The organism is Candidatus Zixiibacteriota bacterium, assembly GCA_034003725.1.
GTDB lineage: Bacteria > Zixibacteria > MSB-5A5 > GN15 > FEB-12 > WJMS01.
In genome coordinates, this window is record JAVEYB010000003.1 from 91655 (window position 1) to 118434 (window position 26780).

The following is a 26780-nucleotide window of genomic DNA, read 5'->3' on the forward strand; positions in this document are numbered from 1 at the left end:
CAAATGAAGCACGCCACGTGTTGAGACAAGCCTATGCGGTATGAAATTCGCTCTATCAGTGTCTGGACCACGATCAAGGTCGGTTTCTTTCTCAATTTGATTACCGGCTTCGGGCTGGGTGTCATGTACGCATTTTTCAGCATGGTTACGCTGGCGGTCAGCTCCGGGCTGATGGGGTATGCGATGGGATTCAGTGCGATGACGCCCGAGCAGATGCTGCTGATGCTTCCGCCGCTGTTCGCCTTTGGGAATGCGTTTTTCGGAACGCTGCTTCTGGCGTTTATCGCGCTGTTTTACAACCTGATCGCGCGGCTGCTCGGCGGCGTCGAATTGGTTTTGGTGGCGGATACGGAGCGCTCGGTCGCGTCGGCGCCTCTGCGCCGCCCGGCCGCTGAGACGACACGATCAGCCGTGTCCGGCAGTTTGATGACGCCTCCTCCTCCTCCTCCTCCGGTGATCGGTTCCCGCCGCGACACGGGCGAGACACGGTCCGAGGCACGTACCGCCGAGACTCCGCCTCCCTTGCGGCCGGCGATTGAGACATCGACGACCTCAGGCACGCCGGACACCGTTGAGAAACCGAACGATCCTCGCCCGGACGAAGCGACCTTCACCTGGCCCGAGCAGGTGAGCGCGATCGAGCCGGGCGACCGCGGTGCCGAGTTGTCGCAGGAGGATGTCACCGACGGTGCGGAAGCACCTCGCGAGGACGACGAAGCCGGGAATTCGGCCGACGACGAGGACAGGAAACACCACGAATGACTGAGAGCGCGCCCGTTCGAGTCCGCATAGCGCCGTCGCCTACCGGCTACCTTCATGTCGGCACGGCCCGCTCGGCGCTGTTCAATTATCTGTTCGCCCGCCACCACGGCGGCAAGTTTCTCGTTCGGATCGAAGATACCGACCTGGAACGTTCACGGGCGGAGTTTATCGAGCCTATCCTCGACGCTCTTCGCTGGCTCGGACTGGAGTGGGACGAGCAGATCGTCTACCAGTCCCAGCGGCTGGATTTGTATCGATCGTACGTGAACACCATCCTGCAGTCCGGCCATGCGTACCGGTGTTTTTGTACGGTCGAAGAGCTGGAGGCGGAACGCGAACGCGCACGGGAGGCGAAACTGCCTCCGCGATACAGCGGACGGTGTCGGCATCTCACCGAGGCGGAAATCGAAGATCGACTCAGCGCGGGGATGCCGTTTACGGTACGTGTGAAAATCCCGGAGGGCGTGACGACATATCGTGACATGGTTTCCGGCGAGTTGAGCCGGCACAGCGACGATATCGAGGATCTCATAATTGCCCGCTCTGACGGTTCCGCGACCTACAATTTCGCGGTGGTGATCGACGATCACGAGATGGGTATTACGCATGTGATCCGGGGCAACGACCACATCACGAATACCTTCAAGCAGATCCACATTTACCGGGCGTTCGACTGGGCGGAGCCGCAGTTCGGCCATGTGCCGCTGATTTTGCGCCCGGACAAGAAAAAGGTCTCTAAGCGGTTGGGGGATAAGGACGTAGGCGAGTATCGCAACGACGGTATTGTCCCCGACGCCATGTTCAACTATCTGTGCCTGCTGGGCTGGAACCCGAAAACGGAGCAGGAGATCTATTCGCGCCGGGAGCTGATTGAGCGTTTTACCGAGGACAACCTCAATCCGTCCAACGCGGTGTTCGACGAGGAGAAGTTGATCGCCTTCAATAAGGCTCACATCATGCGGATGTCGGACCATGACCTGGCGGTCCTGGTTGCGCCTCTGCTGGTGGAGGCAGGCGTCACCACGAAGTACTGGCTGGAGACGCGCTGGGAGTATCTTCGATTAGTCATCCGACTGCTCAAGGAGCGGGTGCGAACGCTGCACGATTTTGTCGGGCTGGGTGGATATTTCTTCAGTTTTGATTATACTTACGAGGAGACCGCGGCCGCGAAGCAGTTCGTGCCCGAGACCGCGGAGTTGCTTGCGGCACTGGCGGCCCGTTTTGAGGCGCTGGCTGAGTTCAGTCACGATACTCTCGAATCGGCGCTCAAGGGTCTGGCTGCGGAGCGGGCGGTCAAACCGGGTGTCCTGATCCACCCGACCCGCCTGGCGGTGAGTGGGATGTCGATCGGTCCCGGCCTGTACGACCTGTTACAGGCGTTAGGCAAGCCGATTGTCCTTGATCGGATGAGAAAAGCAGTGGAGTTTATAACCAGGAAGAATCCGGCCTGACGGCTGGTGAGGGATTATGGCGACGACGAAACAACAAATCGGCGAAGTGCTGAAGCGGGCCATTAAGGGCGAAGAGGACGGCCACAAGTTTTACGATCTTCTGGCCAAAAAGGCAACCAACCCGGACGCGCGCCGCAAGCTGGAGAATCTGCGTGACGACGAAATCCGTCACAAGCAGACGCTGATGGAAATCTACGCCACGCATGTCGGCGGACCGATGGGCGAGCTTCCGGAGCACGGGATCAACGCGCTCGCGCAGGTGTTCCGGAAGGGTCGGCTCGAGGAACGGAAGACCGAAATGGAGTTCATCAACCTCGCCATCGAGGCGGAACTGGCGGCCACCAGGTACTACCAGGCCGAGCGGGATCTGGTCGATGACCCGACTTTTCGGGAGATATTCGATCAACTCGCCGAGGAAGAGCACCTGCATTTCGAACTGCTGCAGGCGGAAAAGGACGCCCTGGGCGGAAATTACTCGTGGTTCGGATACGATGAAAGTACTCCGCTGGAACACTGACACCCGACGGTGAACCGGCTGCCGGAAGCAAAATAGATGTATGACAGGTGACCCCATGGATCAGTGGATGTGTTCGATTTGCGGCTACGTGCATGATGATGAAGAGCCGCCGGATATGTGCCCCATTTGTGCCGCGCCGTCAAGCAAGTTTGTCGAGTACCTGCCTGATGAGGACGATGAAGACTCGTTCCGTCGCCCGGGAAAGCCGGACGATGACGACGAGTTCTATGGTGAATTCGACGAACCGTAAACGGCGGCGAGCTCTTTCATGACGACCAGCGTCAGACACGCGACAACCACGCTCGCGATCGGAGATCCGGCCCCCGATTTTTCGCTGCCGACTCACAACGAAGGCGAGCTGAATCTCGGGTGGTACCGGGCGCGCAAAAATGTCGTGCTTGCCTTTTACCCGGCCGACTGGACACCCGTCTGTGCCACGCAAATCCCGGGCTACCAGCAGATCATCGACCAGTTCGACAAGTACGACTGCCAGCTGCTGGGCATCTCGGTGGATTCGGTGCCCAGCCATATGGCCTGGGCCAGGTCGATGGGCGGTCTGTCGTTTCCGCTGATGTCGGACTTCTGGCCCCACGGCGAGATCGCCCGGCGTTACGGCGTGCTGACGGCCCGTGGATTCGCCGAACGGGCGGTCCTCCTGATCGACAAAGCGGGAATCATCCGTTATATCGAGATTGTCGATCCGGCCGTGCTGCCCGATACGAAGAAGCTGTTTGACGCCATCAAGGCGCTTCCGTCGGGACCCGAACGAACCGACGACTTTCTCCGCAAATGACCGGTTCCCGGGCACATCGGGCCGGTTCACGTGTTGTACTAAAGCTATGAGCGACGCAATGACGCGAACGACAGCGGAAGACGGCCTGTACGATATCACATTCGTGGGGGCCGGTCCCGTTGCCCTCTACGGGATGTATTATGCGGGCCTGCGCATGACCCGATTCAAAGCCATCGACATGCTCGACGAAGTCGGCGGCGGTCTGATGGCTCTGTACCCGGAGAAATATATCTACGATGTCGCCGGCTTCCCGAAAATCCTCGCCAAGGACCTCACCCGCCAGATGCAGCAGCAGGCGACCCAGTATCCGCACACGATGTGCCTCGGCGAGAAAGTGGTGCACATACGGAGAACGGACGCCGGCATAATCGAATTGACCACCGACAAAGGCATGCACCTGTCCAAAACCGTGATCATCTGCGCCGGGCTGGGCGCGTACATCCCCAAGAAGCTCGACATTCCCGAAGTGCACGAACTCGAAGGGCGGGGCATCTTTTACTCCGTACGCCGTATCCGCGATTTCGCGGACAAAAACGTGCTGGTGGTCGGCGGCGGCGACTCGGCGTTCGACTATTCCATGATGCTGGAACCGGTCGCGCGCAAAATAACGCACATTCATCGCAACGACTTCTTCAGCGCTCACGAAGATTCCGTACGAAAAGTGCGGGAATCCTCGGTTGAGTTGCTCGTTCCGTTCTGGGAAGTGAAGCGGATCGAAGGCGACGACTGGGTCTCTCGCGTGACGATCGTGCAGACGCGAACGGGCGAGGAACGGGTGCTGGATGTGGACGCGATCGTGTTTAATATCGGCTTTCTCACCAATCTCGGCCCGATCGAGCAGTGGGGATTGAAGCTGGATAAAAACGCCATCGCCGTGGACAGCCGCATGCGTACCAATATTGAAGGCGTCTATGCGGCCGGTGATATCGTCACTTACGACAGCAAGTTGAAACTGATTTCGACCGGCTGCGGCGAAGTGGCGATTGCCGTGAACAACGCCAAGAACTATTTGAACCCAAAAGCAACCGTGAGCCCGGGGCACTCGACCGACAAGCATGAACTCGCCCAGCAGAGATGGGCCAAAAAACAGGCGGCGGCCCAGACTGCTCAAAAATCGGAAAACCCGCCGTCGACCCCGACATCTCACGAGACCGGAAGATAACCGTGTATTTTGCCCTGCCGAAAGAATATCGCGAGGCGCCTGTCGATGAGTTGAAAGAGCGCATCACCGCGGCCCGACAGAAACTCGGCAGCCGCCTGATGATCCTCACTCACCATTACCAGCGGATGGAAGTCGTGGCGTTCGGCGACCACGTCGGCGACAGCTACGGTCTTTCCAAAATCGCCGCGGCCCGCAAGGACGTCGAGGTTATCGTTTTCTGCGGCGTGCATTTCATGGCCGAGTCGGCCGATATTCTCACCGCCGACCACCAGACGGTCTTTTTGCCGAATCCGCTGGCGGGCTGTCCGATGGCCGACATGGCGGAAATGGCCGACGTGCTCGAGGCCTGGGAGTATCTCAAACCGTTCGGCGCCGAGCGGACGATTATGCCCGTTTCGTACATGAACACGGCCGCCGGCTTGAAGGCCTTTACCGGCAAGTACGGCGGGTTGATCTGCACGTCGTCGAACGCCAAAGCCGCGCTTTCGTACGCCTTGTCCCGCCGGGAAAAAGTCTTCTTCTTCCCGGACGAAAATCTCGGCTACAATACCGGCCATGCGTACGGTTTGAAGCCGGACGAGATGGTCATCTGGGATTTCCGTAAAGACCGCGGCGGATTGTCCGAGCAACAAATCGAGCGGGCGAAGATCATTCTCTGGAAGGGCCACTGTCACGTCCATACGAATTTCACGGCCGCGCATGTCGCGCAGATGCGGATGGACTATCCGGGCGTCAGGGTTGTGGTTCACCCGGAGTGCCCGCCACCGGTCGTGCAGGCTGCCGACGCCAACGGCTCGACCAAATTTATCGTCGAGTATTGTCGCAAAGCCGAACCGGGTTCCGTTATCGCGATCGGCACCGAAATCAACCTGATCAATCGGATGGCCCACGAGCATCCGGACAAGACGATCCTCGAACTGTCGGGGCAGACCTGCCCGGTCTGTGCCAATATGTACCGCACGACCGTGAACGATTTGGCATATTGTCTCGAGAACTACGCCGATCTCAAGCCGATCCGGGTGCCGGAGCCGACTCGCTCCGAGGCGTTGCTGGCGCTGGAGAAAATGCTGGAGATCGCGTAGATAATCGGTCCAAATTGACGCCGCTGCTTGACGGGCGCGCGTATGAGAGTGTATATTCAAGTCTGTATTACATTTCCGGCGAAAACAACCAACGTACGATAAGGAACTCGGTTATGGTGTCAGACGTCCTCGTCCCGCAGATGGGCGAATCAGTGCTGGAAGGAACGATCCTCGAGTGGAAGGTCAAGGTCGGCGACAAGGTCGAAATCAATCAGCCGCTCGTCGAGCTGATGACCGACAAGGTCAACGTGGAGATTCCCGCCGAAACCGCCGGCGTCCTCACCCAGCAGTTTGCCCAGGTCGGCGAGGTCGTGCCGGTAGGGTCGCGAATCGCGACGATCGACGACGGCAAGGAAAGCGCCGCCGCGCCCGACTCCAAGGGGGGCGCAACCTCGGCCCCGCCCAAACCCTCGGCAGCGGCAACAAAGGCCGCCGCCCCGCCGGCTAGCCGGCCGGTCGTCCCGCCTCCGCCCCGTCCTGAAGTCAAAGGGACGGCGGCCGCCGGCAAGGGAAAGATGTCGCCGAAAGTCAGGATGCTGGTTCGCGAGTACGGGGTCGATCCCAAGGCTATTATTCCGACCGGCAAGGACGGCCTGGTGACGGTTGATGACGTCATGCGGACGGTCGAGGATCGGTCGGTATCGGCCGGGTTCACGATGGGTCCGATTCCCGCGCCGCCGCGTCCGATGACGATGGGTGTCGCCGCCCGAGAGGCTGCCGCACCGGCCCCGGGAACCGCGCCGGCCGCGCCGCCGAAGCCGAAAGTCGACGTGACTATTCCGAAGTTCGAACCGCTTCCGGCCGCCCAGCGCGAAACGCGCAAGCCGCTGGTTGGCGTGCGAAAACTAATCGCCGATCATATGGTGCGGTCCGTGCAGATTTCGCCGCACGTTACGACGTTCGAAGATATCGACATGACGGATCTGGTCCGTTACCGCGACGAGATAAAAGCCGATTTCAAGGCGACCTACGGGGCCAACATCACGTTCATGCCGTTTATCATCAAGGCGGCCTGCGTGGCGCTTAAGGAGTTCCCGACGATCAACGCGTCGCTGACCGAAAAAGAAATCATCCTGAAGAACTACTACAACATCGGTATAGCGGTCGCTCGCGATGAGGGGCTGATCGTTCCCGTCATCAAAGACGCGGACAAGAAAACGATTGTCGAACTGGCGGTCGAAATAGCCTCGATCGGCGAGAAGGCGCGTACCAACAAATTGACGCCGGACGACGTATCCGACGGCACTTTCTCGCTCACCAACGCCGGGATGTTCGGCGCGACGGCCTCGACACCGATCATCAGCCAGCCGCAGGTGGCCATTCTCGGCATACATCAGATTGTCAAGCGGCCGTGGGTCGTCGACGGAGAAATTGTCATCCGCGACATCTCCAGTTTCGGCATGTCGTTCGACCATCGGTTGATCGACGGTCACACGGCGGTGCAGTTCCTCCACCGCGTGCATGAATATCTCGCCGATGCGCGCCGGCTTCTGATGAACCTGCGCTGAACAGACGGGGCATGAAGACGGTTTCCGCCGAAACGACATACGGGTGGGTACTGAGACTGGACCGGGCCGACTACGGCCGGGTCCTTTCGTTTCAGCGGGGGCTCGTGCGGATGCGCAAGGACGGTTTCGCGCGCGATACCATCATATTTGTCGAGCACCCGCCGGTGGTGACCGTAGGGCGCAACGGCCACGAGGAAAACTTCAAAGGGCTCGCGGTAGAGCCCTTTTTCATCGAACGCGGGGGAGACGTCACCTACCATGGACCCGGGCAGCTCGTGGTCTACTTCATCTTCAACCTCGCCCGCCGCGGTCGCGACCTGCACCTGTTTATGGATCAGATACAGCAGGGCGTGATCCGGGCTCTCGCCGAGTACGGACTCGCCGCCCGTAAAGACGACACCAATACGGGGGTCTGGGTCGGCGACAAAAAGATCGCGTCAATCGGAATCGCCGTAAAAAACTGGATCACGTATCACGGAACGGCGATCAATGTCACGACCGATCTCGCCGACTTCGCGGCGATCAATCCGTGCGGGCTCAAAGCCGACGTCATGACCACGCTGGCCCGGCTGACCGGCAGGGACGTGACGGTCGATCAGTTTGCCGACGTCATCCTCGCCCGCTACAGCGACATTTTCAGGACGGTGTTTACGCCGGTGACGCTCGAAGAACTGGCCGAAGATGTAGAGAGCCAGACGGGCGGCAACGAAGTCTAAGGGCGCCGAGCCGCCCGCCGCTGCACCAGGTAGATCGCCAGTCCAAGCAGGAACAGCGAGATCGATATCGCCTGGTTGTAGGTCGGATCGAGTCCGAAAATCGAAAAGTACATCTCATTCTCGTAATACCTGACGTACTCGATTCCGAAGCGGAAGACCGCCTCAACCATAAACAGAACCGCCACGACCTGCCCGCTGAACGACTGGTGTTTCAGCATCTTGTGCAGCACGAGAAACAGCCCCAGACCGTACAGGGAGCTGTAGATCTGTGCCGGGTGCAGGTGAGCGTCTCCGAAGACGTAGTAGGGGATCGAACTCGCCGGGAATGACACCCCCCAGGGAAGGTCGGTCGGCGTGCCGAAACAACAGCCGTTGCAGAAGCAGCCGATGCGCGTGAAAAACAGGCCGATGCCCATGGTGGGCGAGAAGTAGTCGAAGACCTCCAGCACCGACAGCCCTTTGATACGGCAGTAGACGAAGGCCCCGACTATCGCAAGGACTACTCCGCCGTACAGGTTGAGACCGGCGATGCCGAATGAGCCCGAATGGAACGGGTTGATCGCCGCGCCCCAGTTACCCGCGAACTCCTCCAGATGGAAAAGCACATAGGCAAGCCGGGCGCCGATAATGCCGCCGAATATCAGTATGTACGCTATCGCGAGGTATGGCTCGAAACGCTTGCCGTCCCGCTGGGTTGCCCGGTACACATAGTAGACTCCCAGCAGAAACGAGACGGCCAGCATGAGGCCGTACATCCGGATCGGAAACGGGCCGATTCTGAAGAGCTCAGGCAGCATGTGACACTGGTACCTTCGATGTTGAGTTTTGTTTCCGGCCGACCGGGTCCCACCGGTCATACCATTTCCAGACGACAACGGTACAGGCAACCGCGATAGCGACGCCGACAACGACGTCGGAGACATAGTGGAACCGTCCCCACACGGTGCCGATCGCGAGCCCGATATTGATCGGCAGCAGCAGCCATCCGAGCCGGCGGTAATGCCTGAAGCAGAACAGCAGGATTACCAGGGCGACGGCGACATGGGTCGACGGCACGCAGCCGCCTCGGACGGCTCCGTTTTCGATGACGATGTTGACCAACTCGCGAAAGACCGGCCCTTCAACGGCGTGCGTATACTCCTCGGCGAAATGCCAGCGCGGCCCCTGGACCGGGTACAGGAAGAACAGCGGGTACGACACGAAAAACGTGAGGCAAATCGCCGATATGCCGCGCTTGAGGATCTCGTAGTCCTTTCGAAAGAAGGCATACAGCGTGAAGCCCGGGATCATGAAATAGTAGCAGAAATAGCAGAACATTACCGCCTCGGTAAACCATACCGCAGGCAGGAGCCGGTCGATGTACATTGTCGGATTTACGCCGAAAAGCGCTTTTTCGAATTCCGTAATCCGCCCGTCGAACCACCCCTCATGCAGAAGGAAAATAGTGCCGCCGGTCATTTTGTAGAAAAACGTAAACAGAAGCACCGGGTACGCATAGCGAACCAGTGCCATCAACCGACCCCGTGACGGGTCGACAAAGCGAGCGACCGCAAACGGCAGCGCCGCCATTAGTCCGTAAAAGGCCAGCTCGTCGACGTAGCCCGGCAGCGGCCGGCCGACGATCAGCAGCAGCAGCGCCATTCCGACGCTGTACCCGATGACGATTATATCAGTGGGGAGGAGGCGCCGAAACGTCATGTATGATCCTGCGTATCGATCAGTTTCGGGTTGTTGCCGGCCACCACGACCACAATCTCACCCTTGACGCTTCGCCCGGCGAATCGCTTGATGATATCCGAGAAGGAACCGCGCGCATACTCCTCGAATTTCTTGGAGACTTCCCGGGCCACGCAGGCCGGCCGGTCACCGAACACCTCGCGCATATCCTCGAGACATGCGAGCAGCCGGTGCGGTGATTCGTAGAATACGAGCGTGTGCGGGTAGTCGTGCAATTCGCCGAATCGGCGCTTGCGCGCCGACGTTTTCGGCGCGAGGAACCCCTCGAAATGGAAGCGGTCGGTGGGAAGCCCGGAGGCCGTGAGCGCGGGCAACAGCGCGCTTGCGCCGGGAAGCGCAACCACGTCGATGCCGGCGTCGATCGCGGCCCGCACGATCCGGTACGCCGGATCGGAGATTCCCGGGGTGCCGGCGTCGGTCACCACGGCCACGGATTTCCCTGAGGCGATTTCCTGCGCCAGCGACCCGGCCTGCTGCCGCTCGTTGTATTCGTGGTAACTGATCAGTTTCTTCTTCAGGTTGAAATGAAACAGCAGCTGACCCGTTGTCCGCGTGTCTTCACACGCCACCAGGTCAACCTCGCCGAGCACGCGGAGCGCGCGCTGCGTGATATCTTCGAGATTGCCGATCGGCGTCGGCACCAGATACAACTTGCCTTGTTCGGAGTCCACCACGCGTCCTTACGTGTCGAGATTGAGTCGCTCGGGGACCGGCTTTTTGCCGAGCGGCGCGATGTCCGGCAATCTTCTCTTGAACGCCGTACGATTGAGCATCGACACGACCCTGCTGGCGTCGGCGCCGGACAATCCGGCCGCTTCGATGTGCGCCAGCGACGTCACCCCTTCGTCCACCAGCATCGTCAGCAGCCTGTCGATGGTGTCGTACGTCACACCGATCTCTCCCTCGTCCGTCTGCCCCTGCCACAAATCGGCGGTCGGCGTTTTTGTAATGATGCTGTCGGGAATGCCGATCGCCTTTGCAATCTCGCGCACTTCTGTTTTATACAGCTCGCCGATCGGATTCACCGAACACGCCGAATCACCGTACCACGTGGTGTATCCGAGACAAATCTCCGTGCGGTTGCCTGTGCCGAGGACCAGTCGATTGGTTTCGTGAGCGATATCAAACAGGATGCTCATCCGTTCGCGCGCCATCTTGTTGCCCGCCCGTACGCGGTTGGACTGGTCGATGGTCGGGAAATACGCGTCGATCATCGGCGAAATATCCACGCGGCGAAAACTGATGCCGAGCTGATCGATCAACGCGCGGGCGTCCGCTTCCGATCGAGCGGACGACGTCCGGTAGGGCAAAAGCACCGCGAGCACCCGGTCCGCGCCGCAAGCTCGCACCGCCAGCGCGCAGGAAACCGCCGAATCGATCCCCCCGGACAGCCCGACCACATACCCGCTCAGGCCGGAACGCAACAGCTGCCCCGTGATAAACCGCTGCATGGTCGTGATGGCCGAATCACGATCGAACCTGTAAGTCATTGTCACACTCCGTTGATTGCAGACAATAGCCAATTCACCGGGGGCTTTCAAGTCAAATATGCGATTGACAAAGCCCACGATTGCCTCTATCGTTTGCTATTTCCAAAACACGGAGAAGCGACCATGAGTGTAAACAAAGCGATCCTTATCGGACGGCTGGGCCGGGATCCCGAGTTACGGTATACCCCCGGGGGGAAGGCTGTGGCGAGCTTTTCGCTCGCGACCACGGAACGCTGGACCGGTCAGGATGGTCAGAAAAACGAATCCACCACCTGGCATAATATCGTCGCGTGGGGACGGCAGGCCGAAGTAATGAAAGAGTATCTCGCCAAGGGACGCCAGGTGTACATCGAGGGGAGGATCGATAACCGGAGTTATGAGGACAAGGAAGGCAACAAGCGGTACATTTCCGAAGTGGTCGTGCAGAATTTCCAGTTCCTCGAGTCCCGGGGCGACTCCCGCGGCGGGACCGCCTCCTACGATCAGACCCCGCCCCCCGATCTTCCGCCCGACCGGGGAGCCGGCGGCGGTCAGGATGATGACCTCCCGTTCTGATCACGGCATGCACAGACAAACCGCTAAGGCCCCATCGGATGGGGCCTTATTTATTGCTCAAATTCCGCGCCCGGTTTGTTCAAGAGTCGGGCTCAGTTTGGCCCTCCGGTCTGCCGTCTTCCATAATAGATAACAGTAGTGGCACGGCCCGGCTTTGTGTTGCCGGCGCCGGAAGATGGAGGTTGAACCACCTATGTCTGCTCAAGTACAACCGATTGACTCCCCGGCCCAGATCAGTGCGGGCAAGCTGCAGCTGTACAAGGCGATCGTACTTATGGCCGGTACCGCCGTATTCGTCTCGGCGGCCGTGATCATCTACTTCGATCAGATCGTCTCGCAGCAGGTCACCGAAGGGCTGGCCGGCCGGCTGAACCTGCTCGCAATCACCCTGATGCCGTACCTGATTTCCGCGGCCGTCGCGGCCATGACGGCGATCGGGATTCTCGCCCTGCTGCCGTCTGCGCGGCTGTATGATCCCGCCCAGACTCTGCTTCTGCGGCTGCGGGAACTGCGCCATGGCGATCTGTCCAGCAGGGTCGCCCTGACTCATCCGCAGCTCAAGATTCTCGCCATGGAACTTAACGACGCGGTCGGAACACTGGGCAGCCAGTTGACCAGTTTGAAGGTTCTCAACCGGCAGCAGTGGGAAGTCCTCGGCCGCATTCGTGCCGCAGCGGAGATGAACGGTTGCAGGGAGGTTCTTTCGCACGTGGAAGAGATGGAACGCAACTGGGCGAGGATTGCCGAGGTCGAAGAGCGCCTGATTACCTGAGCGAACTCAGCCGCCGACTTTCTTCTCGAGGGCGGCGAGACGGCGCGCGAATTCCGGGAGCCGGGACAGCGACGCCTCGATCCGTTTCGCCTGCATGAACTCACGAGCCGGGGAACCGAACACGACGGTACCCGGCTCGACGTCTTTGGTGACTCCGGATTGCGCCGCTACCGTTACCTTGTCGCCCAGTTCGATGTGTCCTATCAAGCCCACCTGCCCGGCCAGGATGACGCCGTTGCCGATCTTCGTGGAGCCGGAGATACCTGCCTGCCCCGCAACGAAGCAGAACATGCCGATCTGCACGTTGTGGGCTATCTGCACGAGATTGTCGAGCTTGGTGCCCCGACCGATACGCGTTGCGCCGAGCATGCCGCGATCGACCGTCGTATTGGCGCCGATCTCCACGTCGTCCTCGATCACCACCGTCCCGACATGCTGAATCTTGTGGATCCCGCCCTCGCCCGGGGCGAATCCAAAACCATCCGAGCCGATCACGACGCCGGGTTGAAGAATGACGTTGTTTCCGATCGTGCACCGGTGGAGTATGCGCACCCCGGGATGAAGCACGCAGTTCTCTCCGATTGTCGTCTGGGGACCGACGTGAACCGATGACACCAACTGGGTGCCGGCGCCGATGCGCGCCCCGGCCTCGATCACACACAGCGGACCGATACCCGCGTTGCCGTCAACCGCCGCGGACCCGTCAACCACCGCCGACCCGTGGATACCGGCGGGGACGATCCGGGCGACGGGGTGGAGGATGTCGATGATGCGGGCGAACGTCAGGTACGGGTTCGGATGCCGAAGAGCCGGACGCCCCGACGAGTCGGTCTCTAAATCCAAAACCAGGGCCGAGGCCCTGGTTTCGGGGATGAACTTCCGGTATTTCTTGTTGTGAACAAAACTCAACTGCCCCGGCCCGGCGTCGGTAATGGTGTTGACGCTATGGACGGCGACACTGCCGTCGCCGTCGATCCGGGCGCCGACCCGATCCGCGAGATCGGCCAGCGTATGCGATCGCTTATTCATCGAGTGTTTCGAGACGCTCGAGTACTTTGTCCGTGAGGTCGTAGGTTTCCTTGATGTAGCCGAGCCCGCTTTGCATGGTGAAAACGACGTCGTAATTCCCCTCGACCGCGATCAGCTCGATCGCCTGGGTCACCCGCTCCAGCAGCGGAACAATCAGCGTCTGCTGCGTCCGCTCGGCCGTGCCGTTGGGGCCGTATATCTGGCGCGTGTAAGCGTCAAGACTCTCCTGCTTGGTGCGGATCGCTGCTTCGCGCTCCCGCCGTTTGTCTTCGGACAGAATGAGCTTCTGTTTCTCATACTCGGTCACCATGTCCTGCAGCTCCTGCTGCTTGGTCGACGCTTCATCCTCCCACGCCTTCTGTTCCGTCTCCCATTGCTCCTGTGCGCGCTGCCAGGCCTTGTAATTGTCTTTTATGACGTCGTCGCGGACGAAGCCGATTTTCATGCCCTGGGCCTCAACCTGCGTCGAGAGACCGACTATCACGCCGGCTGCAACAAGGAGTGCGATAAACGTGCGCTGTACGAGTCGCATAATTCTCACCCTCTGTATTCCTGTTTCTTTGTGTCGTTATCTAAATGTGGTGCCGACCTGGAAATGCGGCTTCCAGCCCTGCTTGTCATTGCCAATAAACTCATCAAGCGGGTACCCGAAGTCAAACCCAATTGTACCGATTCCGGGCACGAGCAGCCGGAACCCGAATCCAAGGCTCTTATACAATTTTAACTTCGTGTTGAGGTCTTCGTGGCGCAAAAAGGCATTACCCGCGTCGAAAAATCCCAGCAGGTACAACTGCTGGGGAATGATCGGGAACTGCAACTCGATATTGGTAACCCACATGTAGTTGCCGCGCACGCGCGTGCGGAACGAACCCGGCAGAATCGTGGAGTCGGGAACACCACCGGGAGTGAGCCGGTAATACACCGTGTCCCCCTGCGTGACGGTGGAGTCCGGCGTCAGCTCGCCGTCATCGTATCCTCGAACGATCCCGTCATAGGCAGTGCCGCCGGGGGTGAACCGATCCGAAAGCAAAATCCGGTCGTCTCCCTTCGGCGCGCGGATAGCCCCAAACTCGGTCTTGGCGGCCAGCGCCAGATTCCCCCAGATCGGGATGAATTTGGCTATCTCGAGCTGATGCTTCTGGTATTCCCAGAATCCGCCCAGCGGACCGCCGGTCTGCTCAAACGTGTACGAAATGCGTGATCCCGAAGTCGCGAACTCCGGCAGGTTGCGGGAGTCCCGCAGGATCGTCAGCGAAATGCGCGAGGCCGAGTTCCATTTCTCGTCGTACTTCAAAATCGAACCGGGATAGGGGCCCAGGCTCGTGGCAGTGAGGGTGTCGGCCTTGTACACGGTATTGCCCTCGGAGTCGAGGCTGTCCGATCGCTGCCAGCCGACTTGTCCGTTGGTTTCGATCCAGTCGTATCGGGTGAATGAGTTTTGCGCTACGAAGGCGTCATCGAAATCGTCATAGCGGGTGCGCTCCAGCCGGTACGCCGCATATACCCGGAAGTAGTTGTCCGGCCATCGCAGTCGCCGACCCACCCGAACGGCTCCGCCCTGCCGCGCTTCCGTGTACTCGTCGTACCACCGTCGGTTAATCGAGTACAAGTCGGTGCCAAGCGATGTCGGGCGACCGAACAGCCACGGTTCCGTAAACGACACCGAAAACGAGTTGCGGTTGCTGCCGAACTCCACATTGAAACTCAGGCTCTGACCCATGCCCCGGAAGTTGGGTATCCCCATGCCGACCGTGCCGACCACCTTGTCCTGGCTGTTGTATCCGGCGCCCGCCGAAACCTGCCCGGTTTGTTTTTCCTCCACCTGGAATTCCAGATCGACATCGCCGTTGGGCAGATCGACCGGCACCGGCGCGACGTTGGCGAAGTAGTTCAGCGCCATGACGTCACGTACGGAACGGATGAGCAACGAGCGGTTGAACGTCTGACCCGGATACGATTTGATCTCGCGGCGGATCACGTGGTCCTTGGTGCGGGTGTTGCCGACGATTCGGACCATGTTGATTTTCGACGGCAGTCCTTCGCTGACCGTGTACGTGATATCGAGGATGGAATCGGCCCGGGTCGTCCGCTCGTCGTTTATCCGGACATGCAGATGACCGATTTCCTGGTATGCCGTATACAATTCGAACAGCGACTCTTCGTACACCTCGCCGTTGAACACCTCGCCTTCGTCATATTTGAGCTTGTCGCGAAGCAGTTTCTCGGGCAGGACGGAGTTCTCCGCAAACGTCGCGTTGCCGAAGTAGTACTGTGGCCCTTCGTATACCGTCAGGAAGATGGTCATCCGGTTGCGGACGCTGTCGATTGACATCGAGTCATCAACGAGGTAGGCGTCGATGAACCCCCGCTTGTTGTATTCCGCGATGACCTTCTCGAGATCCTCTTCGTACTTGTCCTGTGCGAAATCGGACGAGCGAAGGAACCCGCGCTTGCGGTTTCGCATCTTGCCGACCAGATCGCCGTCCCGGACCCGTTCGTTGCCGAGTATCTCGACATGCTCGACTTTGACCTTGGACTTCTCATCGATTTCGTAGACGAGGGTGGCTTCGGTCGAGTCGGCGTTGTACTTGAGGACCGGGGTGATCTCGGCCTGGAAGTACCCCTTCCCGGCGTACAGCTGCCGGATCTCCTCCATCTTCTGGTGAATGAGGTAGGGGGAGATATAGCCGCCGACACCCAGATTCAGTTTCTCGCGAAGATCGTCGTCGCTGATTTTGCCGTTGCCGTCAAAGTTCAGGTTCGCCAGTTTCGGCAGTTCGCTGACCACGATATAAATGTGCAGTCCGCCGGGCACTTCCTCGGCATCGATGCGAACATCCCGAAAGATGCCGAGCGAATAGAGCCGGTGGATAGACTCCTGTACGGCGGTGGGCGACAGAGGGGAACCGAGGTCGATCGCCGCCACCCCCAGAATCAGCGATGGGGTGGCGATGCGATTGCCGATCACGTCGATTTTGACCACCCGGGGGCTTTCCTGGGCCGCCACCCCGGCCGACAGGACGAAGAGCGACAGGCAAATAACGAGTAGAGCTTTCCCTGCTCCCAGCCTCATGCGGGCATCACAATCGCGTTAAGGGGTGACAATCTTGTTGATTTTGATCTCGGTAAAATCCTGGCGGTGGCCCTGGCGGCGGCGATACTTGGTCCGGCGCTTATATTTGTAGATTTCGACCTTCTCGCCTTTGCCGTGCCGAAGGACTTCGGCCTTGATGCTGGCGCCTTCGACAAACGGTGTACCGACGGTCGCGGCGTCCTTATCCTGTACCAGGAGCACGTCGGTCAGATCCAGCGATTCGCCCTGACCGACTTTCTGAAGGGGAATCTGAAGGACCTGGCCTTCTTCCGCCCGATACTGAAAGCCGGATACCTGAAACACTGCGTACATGCATATCCTCCAATTAGGTAGAAGTCGTTACCTGCTTTCGAGATAGACCACGCAAGGTAGCACATCCCACCCGCAAGTCAAGGCCTTTCTTTCGCCGCCTGACTGTTGTTATACCCTGGCGCCGGTTAGTCCGTTTCCGTTTAACACGGAGCGGGAATGTGATTTGGCGACCACGGGAACGTTTTGTATACTAACACGGTAGTAGCTACTATCATGAAGTCGATGAAACCTCTCTCACACCCAACCGGGCCGGCAGGCTCGGCCTTTCAACTTAAGACCAGCTACGAACCGCGGGGTGACCAGCCCCGTGCGATCGAAGAGCTGACGCGAGGAGTTCTCGACAGGCGGCCGTACCAGACTCTGCTCGGCGTCACCGGATCCGGAAAAACGTTCACCATCGCCAACGTGATCGCGAACGTCGGCAAACCGACGCTGGTCATATCCCACAACAAAACTCTGGCGGCGCAGCTGTACGGCGAACTGAAGGCCTTCTTCCCCAATAATGCCGTCGAGTTTTTCATCAGTTATTACGACTACTACCAGCCGGAAGCGTATCTGCCCACGACCGACACGTATATCGAAAAAGATACGGCGATGAACGAGGATATCGACCGTCTGCGCCTTCGCGCCACGGCATCGCTGCTCGAACGCGACGACGTTATCATCGTGGCGTCGGTCTCCTGCATTTACGGACTGGGTTCGCCTCAGGAGTACAAAAAGCAGTTGCTGTTTCTCGAAGTCGGCGCCGAACGGGACCGGGACGAAGTGATCCGCACCCTGATCGGCATACACTACAACCGGAACGATATCGATTTCAGCCGGGGCAACTTCCGCGTGCGCGGCGACACGATCGAACTGATTCCGGCCTATCGCGAGACCGCGATCCGCATGGAGTTTTTCGGCGACCAGATCGAGCGGATTACCGAGATCGATCCGCTGACGGGCGAGATTATCGCCGAGCGGGACCGGGTCGCGATCTATCCCGCCAAACACTTCGTTACCTCGAAACCAACGCTCGAATCCGCCATCGAAGAGATCAAGCAGGAGCTTGCCGAACAACTGGCCCTGTTCCGAGGCGAAAGCAAACTGCTCGAGGCGCAACGATTGGAGATGCGCACGAAATACGATATCGAGATGCTGCAGGAGATCGGGTACTGCGCGGGCGTCGAGAACTACTCGCGCTTTCTGACCGGCCGCAAAAAAGGAGAGCGTCCGTACACGCTGATCGACTTCTTCCCGGACGACTTCCTGACGATCATCGATGAATCTCATCAGAGCGTGCCGCAAATCCGGGGGATGTTTGCCGGCGACATCAGCCGCAAGGAAGTGCTCGTCTCACACGGTTTCCGTCTGCCGTCGGCGCTGGACAACCGGCCGCTGTATTTTGACGAGTTTGAGCGACTCGTGCCGCAGATCATTTTCGTTTCCGCCACCCCGGCCGACTACGAACTGGAGAAATCCGAGGGTGTGATTGTCGAGCAGGTGATCCGTCCCACCGGGCTGCTCGATCCGCTGATAACCGTGAAACCGCTCGGCACGCAGGTGGACGACCTCATCGAGCAGTGCAAGCAGCGCGTGGCGCGCGGGGAGCGGGTCCTGGTGACCACCCTCACCAAGCGCATGTCCGAAGACCTGACCGACTACCTGTCCAAAATCGGTATCCGGGTGCGCTACCTGCATTCCGAAATCGATTCGATCGACCGCACCGAGATTATCCGCGACCTCCGGCTGCGCGAGTTCGACGTGCTCGTGGGCATCAATCTTCTGCGCGAGGGGCTGGACCTTCCCGAGGTGTCGCTGGTGGCGATTCTCGACGCCGACAAGGAGGGGTTCCTTCGGTCGGAGCGGTCGCTCATACAGACAGCCGGTCGCGCCGCTCGAAACAAGGGGGGCGAGGTCATTTTTTATGCCGACAAGGTCACGGATTCGATGCGCAAGGCGATCGAGGAGACCAACCGCCGGCGCCTGAAGCAGGCCGCATACAACGAAGAACACGGTATCGATCCCGAGACGATCTTCAAGACCCGCGACGAAATTCTCAGGTCGACCCTGTTCGCGGACAGCAAAACAATCGAGGAAAAGACCTTTGAGAAGCCCGACCATTTTGATATGATGTCCCGTGAGGACCAGCTGGCGTTTATGCTGAAGGCCATGAAAAAGGCGGCCGAAAACCTCGATTTCGAAACCGCCATTGCCATCCGCGACGAAATCACCCAGCTCAAGGCCGACATGAAAAAGTCTAAGACGAAAAGGCGGAAGTAACCGTCAGTACTGACGGAGGCACACGCACATGAACCGTACCCTCGGACTCATTTCCGGCGCGCTGATCGCGCTCGTTGTCCTGCTGTCTGCCGGATGCGACGAGCGCGATGTCGAGGGTGTGCTCGATGCCGATGAAATCCGTCGATTCATCGCCACCACCGAGATTGGCCGGGAGCTGTTTCGCACGGACAGTCTCATCGTGCCCGACCCGTACCTTCGGCCCGGTGACACCACAATCTATTCCGACACCGTTATCGCCCTCGAACGGACCATCGACATCGATACGATATCGTCCGGCGCATCCGGTAGTGACCTCGCCAACTGGGGAGCGCTCGGGCTGCTTCGCGAAGGTGTCGCCACCGTGCAGGACCGCTTCACCGTCGTTACCCGCAAACTCAATATCCCCGGCGCCGCCGCCGACACCACGACCCGTACGTTGGTGCGAATGGGTCTGTTCCTGAAGCTGCTCAACGACAGTTACCCGTATCTCGGCTGGGACCTCTGGGCGTTTAACGGCACCGGTACGGTGTCCTCGAGCCAGACGCCTCTTCGAGTCGGTGTGACCGTTGAGAACGACGCCGGGGTCGAACTCGACCAGTTCCGCGGCGATGAAGACGCCTACACCATCTCGCCGCGAAAGATTCGCACGACCGTGCGGTTTATCGAAACTCGCCAGATTCCCGTCACCGTCGGCGGCGTGCGGTTTATTGTCGACACGGACATCCGCAACACGCAGTCTCCGACCCGCTACTACAGCCTGCTGTCGGGATCCGGACCCGATCGCATCTCCATGCAGATGATGAATCAGATCGATCGCGCCACCTATCTTGACACCGTTTTCTCACCGAGTCCCAACCCGCGCCTGTGGAATATCATGTTCCTGCAGGCGATCAACGACACGATACACCAGTTCCAGCGGAGTTGGGTGATACCGTATCGAGTGCCGCAGTAGTGCCGGCGCGGTCAGCCGCGACTGCAATTTTCCGCCCGTTGCGACGCTTTTCTCTCACCTGTCTCAGAACCATCACGCCCTTCGCCCGATTTTACTTGAATACCGACTCCGTGCGGGTGTATCTACAAAGAAACGCACGATGAGACATTTCTCAGGACACTGTTATATCATGAGGAGGAAGAGACAATGAAAAAGGAACGGATTCGCGCACTGCCCGTGCTGATGGTCGCATTGGCAGCCCTGCTGATGGTTGGGTGCGGCACCCAGGTGCCGTCAGGACACCGGGCCGTGTTTTTCAGCAAGTTCGGCGACGGTACGGAACTTGGCAAGATCTATCCGGAAGGGTTCAACTGGCACATGCCGTGGAACTCTATGATCGTGTACAAGATTCAGATTCAGGAACAAATGGAAAACCTCACGGTGCTGTCATCCGATGGCGCATCGATCCAGATGGAAGTCTCCATCTTGTATCGTCCGATCATGGAGAAGATCGACTCACTTCAGGTGACGATCGGACCGGGCTACTACGATGTCAAAGTTGCGCCGACGCTGCGGGCGATCGCCCGGGGTATTGCCGGACGTTACAAGCCCGAAGAAATCTACTCCACGAAACGCGAGGAAATGGCCAACGAGATTCGCGACGCGCTCATCACCCAGATGCAGAATAATTTTATCGAGATTGAAAATGCCTTGATTCGCGATGTCCAGATTCCAGCCAAAATCAGCGAGGCGATCAATTTCAAGCTGACTGCCGATCAGGAAGCCCAGCGCATGCAGTTCACGATCGAGAAGGAACGGCTTGAGGCTGAACGGAAACGAATCGAAGCCAAGGGAATCTCCGACTTCCAGCAGATCGTCTCTGCCGGCATCACGCCGTCGCTGCTGAAATGGAAAGGGATCGAGGCAACCATGAAGATCGCCGAGTCGCCCAACACCAAGATAATCGTTGTGGGCAACGATGCCGGCTCGCTGCCGATTATTCTGAGCGGGGAAGACAAGTAGCGCAAACCGGTCTCAAAAGAGAAACGGGCGACCTGCCGTCTGGTCGCCCGTTCCCCAATGCGTCGAGTAGCTAACTGTGCCTTTCGGCTACTTTTCTACCGCCAACTCCTTCAATAGTTCCCGGGCAATCACGATTCGCTGTACCTCGTTCGTACCCTCAAATATCTCGCAGAGTCGGACGTCGCGGTAAATCCGTTCTACGTTGTACTCGTGGGTATAGCCGTACCCGCCGAGGATTTGCATGGCCTGATGTGCGATTTCCGTTCCGACCTCAGAGGCGTACATTTTGGCGATCGCGGCGTCCTTGATGACCGAAAGCCCTTGGTCTTTTCTCCACGCCGCCTCATACGTAACTAGCCGTGCAGCATGGAGTTTAGCCTGCATATCGGCCAGCTTGAACTGGATCGCCTGGAATTTTGCCAATTCCTGACCAAACTGCACCCGCTGCTGTGCGTAAACGGTGGCAATTTCCAGCGCCCGCTGCGCCATCCCCACTGACTGCGCACCGACCGAAATCCGGCCGTGGTTCAGCGTCTCCATGGCGATATTGAACCCCCGGCCGACCTCGCCGATTCGGTTAGCCTTGGGCACCCGGTACTCGTCAAAAACCAGTTCCGAGGTCGGGGAAGCCTTGAAGCCCATTTTGACCTCGTTTTTCCCGACCGAAAAACCCGGCCGGTCCGTCTCGATCACAAACGCCACAATCCCTTTGGTTCGGTGCTCTTTGCCGATCGTGGCGAAAACGATGATGTAATCGGCGATCGAGCCCTGCGTCACCCACAACTTGGTTCCGTTGAGTACATAATCGTCGCCGTCCTCGGTGGCCAGAAGCGACAACGACGCCGCGTCGGAACCCGAACCCGCTTCGGATAACGAATACGCGGCCATTTTTTCTCCCGCGCACACGGGCGGCAGGTACTTCTTCTTCTGATCCTCGGTACCGAATTCGAGCAGCGGCATGGCGAACAGCGAACCATGGACAGCGGCCACCAGCGCGTGCGAGGCGCAGCCGCGCGCCAGTTCTTCAATGGAAATCGTATACGCGAGGTTGCTCAAGCCCGTGCCGCCGTACGCTTCGGGCACCTTCACGCCCATCAGCCCCAGCTCGGCCATCTCGCGGATCACGTCGCGGTCAAGCTCGGCGTTTTTGTCGAACTCCCCGGCTCTCGGAAACAACCGCTCGTCGGAGAATTTGCGTGCGACATCACGTACGTATTGTTCTTCTTCGGATAAATTGAAGTCCATACGGCTCTCCCTGATTGGTGACGATTATGCTCATACGCTATATACGCAACCGAACCCGCACGCACCAGTCTTTTGCGCGCCGGTGAATCGTGGAGGCAAGGCGCGGTCCCGGCCGAAATCGGTTGGACAACCTTCGTCCATTTGTGCATATTCCCTGCGACCGGAGACTCTGCCAATCACTACCGCTCATTCATTCGTGTCGTCGGAACGTGAAAACAAGCCGCGGAAGGAGACGTTTATGCACAGGTCGAGAATCACACTCTGGCTTTTTGCCGTTCTCGTGATCATGGTGGCGCCGGGAAGCGCACAGGAATCGACGAGCGAACAGGAGATGCAGGCGATGTACGAGCGGGCGATGATGCTCGCGCAGCCGGGACCGGAACACGAGAAGCTCGCCCGCTATGTCGGGACCTGGAACATGGAAACCAGATACTGGGCGTCCCCGGGAGCCGAGCCCATTGTCAGCGCCGGCGTTTCCGAATCGAAGATGATCCTCGGCGGCCGATTCCTCGAGTCCGTCTGGACCAGCGGGGAAGGCGAGACGGCGGCGGAGGGCAGGTCTATCATGGGGTTCGACCGCCGTCACGAGGAGTACACCGTCGTCGGATTTGATACCTGGGGAACCTACTGGGTGTCCGCTCAGGGGCCGTACGACGACGAGACGAAGACGATCACGATGTACGGCGAAGACAACGACCCGGTCTTCAAGAGCGTCCAGCAGTACGATTTCCGCATGACCGAGATTGACGACGATACCTTCACGTGGGAGGTGATCTTCTACAACCCGGAGATTACGCAGGGCAGAGACGAATTCAAAATGGCAGAGATTCTCTATACGCGAAAGAAGTAGCCGTCGCCCGCGGCGCGCCGCGTGTGCCGCCCCGGCGAGTCCGGGGCGGCCGGTCTTCTTATACGGATCCCGCCGCGTTCCCTTTGCGCAGCACTATCGTGTAGCCGGTCTTCTCGTAGGGATAGACGCCGAGCGCGTCGAGCACGCGCTTGGGTACCTGAATCAGAAGATCGAGCCACCGGTACCGCGAGCCCCAGCCGTCGTTCATATCCCGCCTGGACAGATAGCGGAAGACCAGGTCGGCGACCGTGTACCCGGTGGAGATTGACTCCGACGAACGGTTGCGCCCCGGATCGCAAAGATAATGGATGAAGACTCCCGGATTGTACGGCCGGACATGGCTCAGGTCGCTGTAAAAGCCCGCCCACAACATCGGTGTCGATATTACCATCACGCCTCCCGGCAGCAATACCCGATCGATTTCCCGGAGCAGGGCGAGCAGCTGGTCGGGACCGAGGTGCTCGACCATATGGCTGCTGTGTACCAGGCTTACCGATCGGTCGTCAAACGGGAGCCGATCGGGCGCCCGGTACAGGAGTACACGCTCAAAACGCGATGACAGCGCGCGAACCGTTTCCGGGTTAGCGTCCAGCAGATATGTCCGGTCGTTTCGTGCCGTCAGCTTCAGATGATCGACAAAGCCGCCGTCGCCGGAACCGATATCCACGATGATCGCCTCCGCCGACGCCGGCACATACCTCGCCGCGATCTCGTAGTACCGCCGCCGATCCATCGTGCTGTACGTCGCGCGCTGGCTGTACCCGGCGCTCCAGGATTTGACCTTGTCGGATAACATCGATCTTCTCCCACGCATTGAAATGGTAAATCAGCGCCGCAGATGATCTTTTCCCGTTGCCCGGTAACTAATGATTCAGATACTAGTATTTATCGGACGTGAAGCCCGGCGATCTTCACCGCTCCCCGGTGGTACCCGTCGGGAAACAACCGCTGAAATCTCTCCAGGTTGAGTCCGTTGTCCGCGCAGGTTTCATAGATCGTCGGTACCGTGCCGGTTGCGGTGAACCTGTCCCGAAGATAGTAGATGATCTGCCAGTGATATTGTGTCAGGTACTCCGGCATCTTCAATTCGTACGCCTTCAGCAGGGCGAAGCGCTCGTCCCACTGGCTCGGGTCCGTGAGAAACCCCTGGTAGTCCACGTTGTACGTCTTTTTCTCGTAGACGTACTCGTGATGTTTCAGGTTTTCCTCGATCCAGTAATGCTGGAACATACCTTCGCGGTAGGTGATACCGGCCAGTTTGCAGGCGCCCCGCAGGTAGCCGGTGGGGAAGAGCTTTTCGAGATCGCCCAGCCCGAGGTCGTTGTTTTTGCAGGCCACATACACCAGCGGGCAGATATTCATGCGGTCGAATTCCTGCCTGATGAACCGTATCACGCGCCAGTGCGCCTCGGTCAGGCCGCCGGTGATCTTGACGGACTCCGCCATCCCCTCGGCAAAGCCCTCATCCCAATCTTCCGGATTCAGCAGAAATCCGTGAGAGTCCACCTTATATTGCTTTCCGGAATGTTCGAATATGGCCATCGGTACACCTACCCAGTTGTGTTGTCGCAACCATGGCGGCGTCGCGACCGGCCAAAGCCGGCCTCCGTCGCGTCGCCGCTCTAGAACGTATATCCCAGCATAATCAGAAACGACTCGTTTGTCACCTCAACCGCGCCGCCCGAGGCGGCGTCACTGAAATCAAACTGGTAAACAAACTCGGCGACTATCGCGCCGACCGGTCCGTAGCCGTACTCGAGTCCGATGCCCGCCGATCCGCCGTACACAAACGTCTCGTACATCCGGGCAAGTATCGACGAGGACTCGGAATCGTCGTTGATCTTCCAGTCGATCCGTGGACCCGCGAGCACATACGGCCGATACTTCGCCGCCGGCAGAATTGCTTTAACATGCACGGGAAACACGATATAGTCGACGCGGTCGTCGAGCTTCAGTGATCCGATCGGCTCTGGCGATGTCTCCGACGTCCGTATCAGCTCGACAGAGCTGCCCCGCTGGACGAACCCCAGTTCGGGCTGAAGCGAGAGCACCGGTGTGAGATTGAATTCCGCCAGGACCATCACGGCCAGACCGGTTCGCGGATCACGCTCGAATGCAAGTGTGCCGTTGTCGTACTCGTAATCCTGGTTTGAGATTGACAACCCCGCCTTGGCGCCGAAAATGACGGGCCCGGCGCCGGCCGGCACGGCCGCAGCGCCACAGGCCAGTGCGACGAAAACCAGTGCCCTGGTCATTCGACGAGTACGACTCGAGCGGCTGCCGCTCCGGCCGCGCGGATTGGAATCGTTGGCGTTTTCCATTGTGCACCTCCCGGCGACAGTGTAAGAATACCCCGTCTGGTTCCGTTGTCAACAAGTTATAGACGAATCGACTCTCGTCTCGACTTATCCTTGTTACGCGCGTGATATTTTTGTTTTACGCGGTACACGCAGCGATTATCTTCGTTCCGGTTATCGCGGCGTCCTGACTCCATTTTAGCGAGCTATGGGACAAGCGCATATGAGTGAACAAGTGCCTCACAGCGGGTCGACCGCGCAGGCGGACATGCCGCAGGATTCAACTGTCCGCCCCGCCATCCCGTACGGATGGCTTCGCGCGTTGATCTATTTCGTGGTCTACCTGGTTGCCACCATCGCGATGTCCATCGTTGCGGTTATCGCCACCGGAGCAACCTCCAACGAGGAATTCGTGGCCCTCCTGGACAAGCCCGTGATGATCGGGCTCGAACTCATGCAGATAGTGGCGGCGCTGGTTCTCACATGGCTGTTTCGGCGGTTTCTCGACCGCCGGAGCTTCGTGTCACTCGGGTTCTCTCTGCCGCGCTGGGCGAGAATCGATCTGATTGCCGGTCTGCTCTGGGGCGTCGGTTTGGTGACGACAATCTTTCTGATTCAATGGATTCTTGGATGGGTGCGTGTGGTCGGGGTGTCGTGGCCGGTGGGTTCGCTTGCGATCATGGCGCTGGTCATCGCGATGGCCGCGTCACGCGAGGAAATCATCATGCGCGGCTACATGCTGCACAACGTCATGCAATCCGCCAACAAGTACGTCGCGCTGATGCTGATAGCGGCGCTTTTCGCGCTCTCTCACGGTTTGAATCCGAACATATCATTCATCGGGCTGGCCAATATCGTAATCGCCGGGTTGCTGCTGGGAGTCTACTATATTCACCGCGGCAACCTGTGGTTCCCGATCGGCCTGCACGTCGGCTGGAACTACTTCCAGGGGGCGGTCTGGGGCTCGCCGGTGAGCGGTATCACCCTGCCGGGTATCGTGCAGATCGAGTTCACCGGGCCCGAACTGTGGACCGGCGGCTTGTTTGGTTTCGAAGCGTCGCCGATCACGACAATCGTCACCGTGCTGGCGACCATCATGATTCACGTTCGATACCGGGCGGAGGCCGGTGTCGGCGCGATTGCACCGTCGCGACAAGACACTGACACCCCTCCGCCGATGCCTCGTTGATCG

General features: G+C 59.1%; 28 protein-coding genes. 16 read left to right on the top strand and 12 right to left on the bottom strand.

What is annotated here, in order from left to right; translation table 11 throughout:
• Positions 1-33 precede the first annotated feature (33 nt).
• From RBT76_05185 to lipB, 9 genes are all read left to right on the top strand, one after another.
• Positions 34-762 carry a DUF3566 domain-containing protein gene (locus RBT76_05185; GenBank protein ID MDX9857161.1) on the top strand — a complete coding sequence of 243 codons (729 nt, stop codon included), beginning with the start codon at positions 34-36 and terminating at the stop codon, positions 760-762.
• On the top strand, positions 759-2213 hold the full coding sequence (gene gltX / locus RBT76_05190) for a glutamate--tRNA ligase (GenBank protein ID MDX9857162.1): 1455 nt from the start codon (positions 759-761) through the stop codon (positions 2211-2213). The genes RBT76_05185 and gltX overlap by 4 nt, the downstream gene beginning before the upstream one ends.
• Positions 2214-2229: 16 nt before the next feature.
• The gene (locus RBT76_05195) at positions 2230-2730 is read left to right on the top strand and encodes a ferritin family protein (protein ID MDX9857163.1); all 501 of its coding nucleotides are present in this window, start codon (positions 2230-2232) and stop codon (positions 2728-2730) included.
• 55 nt (positions 2731-2785) lie between these two features.
• Positions 2786-2980 (top strand): hypothetical protein, encoded by a 195-nt coding sequence (locus RBT76_05200; GenBank protein MDX9857164.1) that lies wholly within the window; start codon positions 2786-2788, stop codon positions 2978-2980.
• A gap of 18 nt (positions 2981-2998) precedes the next feature.
• Positions 2999-3523 (top strand): peroxiredoxin, encoded by a 525-nt coding sequence (locus RBT76_05205; GenBank protein ID MDX9857165.1) that lies wholly within the window; start codon positions 2999-3001, stop codon positions 3521-3523.
• Between the two features lie 58 nt (positions 3524-3581).
• Positions 3582-4685, top strand: coding sequence for an NAD(P)/FAD-dependent oxidoreductase (locus RBT76_05210; GenBank protein ID MDX9857166.1), 1104 nt, complete (start codon positions 3582-3584; stop codon positions 4683-4685).
• Between the two features lie 2 nt (positions 4686-4687).
• Positions 4688-5767 (top strand): quinolinate synthase NadA, encoded by a 1080-nt coding sequence (nadA, locus tag RBT76_05215; GenBank protein MDX9857167.1) that lies wholly within the window; start codon positions 4688-4690, stop codon positions 5765-5767.
• A gap of 113 nt (positions 5768-5880) precedes the next feature.
• Positions 5881-7275: a dihydrolipoamide acetyltransferase family protein gene (locus RBT76_05220; GenBank protein ID MDX9857168.1), complete on the top strand. Its 1395-nt coding sequence runs from the start codon at positions 5881-5883 to the stop codon at positions 7273-7275.
• Positions 7276-7286: 11 nt separating this feature from the next.
• Positions 7287-7991, top strand: coding sequence for a lipoyl(octanoyl) transferase LipB (gene lipB, locus RBT76_05225; protein ID MDX9857169.1), 705 nt, complete (start codon positions 7287-7289; stop codon positions 7989-7991).
• On the opposite strand, the gene lgt is transcribed toward lipB, so the two are convergent.
• From lgt to RBT76_05245, 4 genes are read right to left on the bottom strand one after another with little or no spacing between them, the layout of a single operon-like run.
• Entirely contained in the window at positions 7988-8788 is an 801-nt protein-coding gene (gene lgt / locus RBT76_05230) for a prolipoprotein diacylglyceryl transferase (protein ID MDX9857170.1), read from the bottom strand. The genes lipB and lgt overlap by 4 nt on opposite strands.
• A complete protein-coding gene (locus RBT76_05235) occupies positions 8778-9689 on the bottom strand; it encodes a phosphatase PAP2 family protein (GenBank protein MDX9857171.1) in 912 nt (303 codons plus the stop codon). The genes lgt and RBT76_05235 overlap by 11 nt, the downstream gene beginning before the upstream one ends.
• Positions 9686-10399 (bottom strand): 16S rRNA (cytidine(1402)-2'-O)-methyltransferase, encoded by a 714-nt coding sequence (gene rsmI, locus RBT76_05240; protein MDX9857172.1) that lies wholly within the window; start codon positions 10397-10399, stop codon positions 9686-9688. The genes RBT76_05235 and rsmI overlap by 4 nt, the downstream gene beginning before the upstream one ends.
• 9 nt (positions 10400-10408) lie before the next feature.
• Positions 10409-11218, bottom strand: coding sequence for an NAD+ synthase (locus tag RBT76_05245; protein MDX9857173.1), 810 nt, complete (start codon positions 11216-11218; stop codon positions 10409-10411).
• 123 nt (positions 11219-11341) lie between these two features.
• Here RBT76_05245 and RBT76_05250 point away from each other — a divergent pair, with 123 nt between their 5' ends.
• Together RBT76_05250 and RBT76_05255 are read left to right on the top strand one after the other, a co-directional pair.
• Entirely contained in the window at positions 11342-11773 is a 432-nt protein-coding gene (locus tag RBT76_05250; protein ID MDX9857174.1) for a single-stranded DNA-binding protein, read from the top strand.
• A gap of 193 nt (positions 11774-11966) precedes the next feature.
• A complete protein-coding gene (locus RBT76_05255) occupies positions 11967-12545 on the top strand; it encodes a hypothetical protein (GenBank protein ID MDX9857175.1) in 579 nt (192 codons plus the stop codon).
• Between the two features lie 6 nt (positions 12546-12551).
• On the opposite strand, the gene lpxD is transcribed toward RBT76_05255, so the two are convergent.
• The 4 genes from lpxD to rplU are packed head-to-tail and all read right to left on the bottom strand — an operon-like array spanning position 12552 to position 16980.
• Positions 12552-13574 carry a UDP-3-O-(3-hydroxymyristoyl)glucosamine N-acyltransferase gene (lpxD, locus tag RBT76_05260; GenBank protein ID MDX9857176.1) on the bottom strand — a complete coding sequence of 341 codons (1023 nt, stop codon included), beginning with the start codon at positions 13572-13574 and terminating at the stop codon, positions 12552-12554.
• Positions 13567-14106: an OmpH family outer membrane protein gene (locus RBT76_05265; protein MDX9857177.1), complete on the bottom strand. Its 540-nt coding sequence runs from the start codon at positions 14104-14106 to the stop codon at positions 13567-13569. Before RBT76_05265 ends, lpxD begins: the two co-directional genes overlap by 8 nt.
• A 36-nt stretch (positions 14107-14142) precedes the next feature.
• Positions 14143-16647, bottom strand: coding sequence for an outer membrane protein assembly factor BamA (gene bamA, locus RBT76_05270; protein MDX9857178.1), 2505 nt, complete (start codon positions 16645-16647; stop codon positions 14143-14145).
• A gap of 18 nt (positions 16648-16665) precedes the next feature.
• The gene (gene rplU / locus RBT76_05275) at positions 16666-16980 is read right to left on the bottom strand and encodes a 50S ribosomal protein L21 (protein ID MDX9857179.1); all 315 of its coding nucleotides are present in this window, start codon (positions 16978-16980) and stop codon (positions 16666-16668) included.
• 213 nt (positions 16981-17193) lie between these two features.
• Between rplU and uvrB the strand changes: the two genes are divergently transcribed.
• The 3 genes from uvrB (at position 17194) to RBT76_05290 (ending at position 21196) form a co-directional block, all read left to right on the top strand.
• Positions 17194-19242: an excinuclease ABC subunit UvrB gene (gene uvrB, locus RBT76_05280; GenBank protein MDX9857180.1), complete on the top strand. Its 2049-nt coding sequence runs from the start codon at positions 17194-17196 to the stop codon at positions 19240-19242.
• 28 nt (positions 19243-19270) lie between these two features.
• On the top strand, positions 19271-20194 hold the full coding sequence (locus RBT76_05285) for a hypothetical protein (protein MDX9857181.1): 924 nt from the start codon (positions 19271-19273) through the stop codon (positions 20192-20194).
• Between the two features lie 186 nt (positions 20195-20380).
• Positions 20381-21196, top strand: coding sequence for a prohibitin family protein (locus RBT76_05290; protein ID MDX9857182.1), 816 nt, complete (start codon positions 20381-20383; stop codon positions 21194-21196).
• An 87-nt stretch (positions 21197-21283) separates the two neighbouring features.
• On the opposite strand, the gene RBT76_05295 is transcribed toward RBT76_05290, so the two are convergent.
• Complete coding sequence (locus RBT76_05295) at positions 21284-22441, bottom strand: acyl-CoA dehydrogenase family protein (protein MDX9857183.1); 1158 nt, start codon at positions 22439-22441, stop codon at positions 21284-21286.
• A gap of 238 nt (positions 22442-22679) precedes the next feature.
• Here RBT76_05295 and RBT76_05300 point away from each other — a divergent pair, with 238 nt between their 5' ends.
• Positions 22680-23291: a DUF1579 family protein gene (locus tag RBT76_05300; GenBank protein ID MDX9857184.1), complete on the top strand. Its 612-nt coding sequence runs from the start codon at positions 22680-22682 to the stop codon at positions 23289-23291.
• 58 nt (positions 23292-23349) lie between these two features.
• On the opposite strand, the gene RBT76_05305 is transcribed toward RBT76_05300, so the two are convergent.
• The 3 genes from RBT76_05305 to RBT76_05315 all read right to left on the bottom strand — a co-directional run bounded on the left by RBT76_05305 (position 23350) and on the right by RBT76_05315 (position 25612).
• Positions 23350-24087, bottom strand: coding sequence for a class I SAM-dependent methyltransferase (locus tag RBT76_05305; protein ID MDX9857185.1), 738 nt, complete (start codon positions 24085-24087; stop codon positions 23350-23352).
• A gap of 89 nt (positions 24088-24176) precedes the next feature.
• Entirely contained in the window at positions 24177-24833 is a 657-nt protein-coding gene (locus RBT76_05310) for a TusE/DsrC/DsvC family sulfur relay protein (protein MDX9857186.1), read from the bottom strand.
• Positions 24834-24913: 80 nt separating this feature from the next.
• Positions 24914-25612, bottom strand: coding sequence for a porin family protein (locus tag RBT76_05315; GenBank protein ID MDX9857187.1), 699 nt, complete (start codon positions 25610-25612; stop codon positions 24914-24916).
• Positions 25613-25811: 199 nt separating this feature from the next.
• Between RBT76_05315 and RBT76_05320 the strand changes: the two genes are divergently transcribed.
• Positions 25812-26777, top strand: a complete 966-nt coding sequence (locus RBT76_05320; GenBank protein MDX9857188.1) for a CPBP family intramembrane glutamic endopeptidase — start codon at positions 25812-25814, stop codon at positions 26775-26777.
• Positions 26778-26780: the final 3 nt, after the last annotated feature.

Coding starts and splice junctions, on each gene's coding strand:
- RBT76_05185 (MDX9857161.1), top strand. CDS start 34: ATGCGGTATGAAATTCGCTCTATCAGTGTCTGGACCACGATCAAGGTC.
- gltX (MDX9857162.1), top strand. CDS start 759: ATGACTGAGAGCGCGCCCGTTCGAGTCCGCATAGCGCCGTCGCCTACC.
- RBT76_05195 (MDX9857163.1), top strand. CDS start 2,230: ATGGCGACGACGAAACAACAAATCGGCGAAGTGCTGAAGCGGGCCATT.
- RBT76_05200 (MDX9857164.1), top strand. CDS start 2,786: ATGGATCAGTGGATGTGTTCGATTTGCGGCTACGTGCATGATGATGAA.
- RBT76_05205 (MDX9857165.1), top strand. CDS start 2,999: ATGACGACCAGCGTCAGACACGCGACAACCACGCTCGCGATCGGAGAT.
- RBT76_05210 (MDX9857166.1), top strand. CDS start 3,582: ATGACGCGAACGACAGCGGAAGACGGCCTGTACGATATCACATTCGTG.
- RBT76_05220 (MDX9857168.1), top strand. CDS start 5,881: ATGGTGTCAGACGTCCTCGTCCCGCAGATGGGCGAATCAGTGCTGGAA.
- lipB (MDX9857169.1), top strand. CDS start 7,287: ATGAAGACGGTTTCCGCCGAAACGACATACGGGTGGGTACTGAGACTG.
- lgt (MDX9857170.1), bottom strand. CDS start 8,788: ATGCTGCCTGAGCTCTTCAGAATCGGCCCGTTTCCGATCCGGATGTAC.
- RBT76_05235 (MDX9857171.1), bottom strand. CDS start 9,689: ATGACGTTTCGGCGCCTCCTCCCCACTGATATAATCGTCATCGGGTAC.
- RBT76_05245 (MDX9857173.1), bottom strand. CDS start 11,218: ATGACTTACAGGTTCGATCGTGATTCGGCCATCACGACCATGCAGCGG.
- RBT76_05250 (MDX9857174.1), top strand. CDS start 11,342: ATGAGTGTAAACAAAGCGATCCTTATCGGACGGCTGGGCCGGGATCCC.
- RBT76_05255 (MDX9857175.1), top strand. CDS start 11,967: ATGTCTGCTCAAGTACAACCGATTGACTCCCCGGCCCAGATCAGTGCG.
- lpxD (MDX9857176.1), bottom strand. CDS start 13,574: ATGAATAAGCGATCGCATACGCTGGCCGATCTCGCGGATCGGGTCGGC.
- RBT76_05265 (MDX9857177.1), bottom strand. CDS start 14,106: ATGCGACTCGTACAGCGCACGTTTATCGCACTCCTTGTTGCAGCCGGC.
- bamA (MDX9857178.1), bottom strand. CDS start 16,647: ATGAGGCTGGGAGCAGGGAAAGCTCTACTCGTTATTTGCCTGTCGCTC.
- rplU (MDX9857179.1), bottom strand. CDS start 16,980: ATGTACGCAGTGTTTCAGGTATCCGGCTTTCAGTATCGGGCGGAAGAA.
- uvrB (MDX9857180.1), top strand. CDS start 17,194: ATGAAGTCGATGAAACCTCTCTCACACCCAACCGGGCCGGCAGGCTCG.
- RBT76_05285 (MDX9857181.1), top strand. CDS start 19,271: ATGAACCGTACCCTCGGACTCATTTCCGGCGCGCTGATCGCGCTCGTT.
- RBT76_05290 (MDX9857182.1), top strand. CDS start 20,381: ATGAAAAAGGAACGGATTCGCGCACTGCCCGTGCTGATGGTCGCATTG.
- RBT76_05295 (MDX9857183.1), bottom strand. CDS start 22,441: ATGGACTTCAATTTATCCGAAGAAGAACAATACGTACGTGATGTCGCA.
- RBT76_05300 (MDX9857184.1), top strand. CDS start 22,680: ATGCACAGGTCGAGAATCACACTCTGGCTTTTTGCCGTTCTCGTGATC.
- RBT76_05305 (MDX9857185.1), bottom strand. CDS start 24,087: ATGTTATCCGACAAGGTCAAATCCTGGAGCGCCGGGTACAGCCAGCGC.
- RBT76_05310 (MDX9857186.1), bottom strand. CDS start 24,833: ATGGCCATATTCGAACATTCCGGAAAGCAATATAAGGTGGACTCTCAC.
- RBT76_05315 (MDX9857187.1), bottom strand. CDS start 25,612: ATGGAAAACGCCAACGATTCCAATCCGCGCGGCCGGAGCGGCAGCCGC.
- RBT76_05320 (MDX9857188.1), top strand. CDS start 25,812: ATGAGTGAACAAGTGCCTCACAGCGGGTCGACCGCGCAGGCGGACATG.